The organism is Luteolibacter pohnpeiensis (assembly GCF_016595435.1).
Taxonomy (GTDB): domain Bacteria; phylum Verrucomicrobiota; class Verrucomicrobiia; order Verrucomicrobiales; family Akkermansiaceae; genus Luteolibacter; species Luteolibacter pohnpeiensis.
In genome coordinates this window covers 1-357 of sequence record NZ_JAENIJ010000226.1, presented here as the reverse complement: position 1 = coordinate 357, position 357 = coordinate 1, and the positions used below count along the sequence as shown (strand labels likewise).

Genomic DNA, 357 nt, shown 5'->3' with positions numbered 1-357 from the left:
GCGACTTGCATGTCTTAAACACGCCGCCAGCGTTCGTTCTGAGCCAGAATCAAACTCTCCGTAAAATGGTTTGGCTGTTAATATTTAAAAAATATCACTTAGTCCAAACCTGCATTCTTGTTTCGAATGCATATCCATTAAGGACCTTACCAGACCCCTAAGGATCCGGTAGCCACGTTTTCATTTTCATGATCACGCGGCACACAATTTAATCTTTTTCCTCTTCCCAGCAAAAACCTAAAATGAAGTGGTGAATTTCGCGATTATCTCGCGATCTCGACCACCATTTGGCATGGTGATTGCTGAGCCATCCTATCAAAGAGCTTGTTTCGAGGGGACTAAAAAGCCGATCGGGTG

Annotated in this window: 1 rRNA gene; it reads right to left on the bottom strand. The window is 44.0% G+C overall.

The annotated features are described in order from the left end of the window. Nucleotides 1-65, bottom strand: a 16S ribosomal RNA gene (locus tag JIN85_RS21055); the annotation flags it as partial. Between the last annotated feature and the right edge of the window lie 292 nt (nucleotides 66-357).